The sequence below is a fragment of the Ochrobactrum sp. SFR4 genome, from assembly GCF_019730395.1.
GTDB lineage: Bacteria > Pseudomonadota > Alphaproteobacteria > Rhizobiales > Rhizobiaceae > Pseudochrobactrum.
Genome location: NZ_JAAPBB010000430.1, coordinates 1 through 342 on the forward strand (window position 1 = coordinate 1; position 342 = coordinate 342).

1 protein-coding gene is annotated in these 342 nt (G+C 52.0%); it reads left to right on the top strand.

Annotated features, from left to right (window positions below):
* Positions 1-342 (top strand): peptidase dimerization domain-containing protein (locus HBA93_RS19685; RefSeq protein ID WP_221724414.1); only part of this gene is annotated, 342 nt, incomplete at both ends.

The following is a 342-nucleotide window of genomic DNA, read 5'->3' on the forward strand; positions in this document are numbered from 1 at the left end:
GCTGATATTGGCCGCTCCAAATATGTTATTGCAGGCGGCTTGAGCGGACCTAATCTGATTACAGTCGGCTATAAAGGTATGATCTGGGCTAAACTGGCAATCCGTGGCAAAGCTGCCCATGGCGCACGGGCACATGAAGGCCGCAATGCTATTGAAGCTATGATGTGGGTGCAAAACCGCATCCTTGAGAAGAGCAAACAATATGCGACCCGCTTAAGCGCCGTACCGATCAGGCCCGTTGAAGCATCTGCCCCTTCCATCACGATGTGCCGTATCGCCGGCAATCTGGATAGCGGATTTGTAGCACCTGATTGTGCACTGTTCATTGATCGCCGGCTTAAT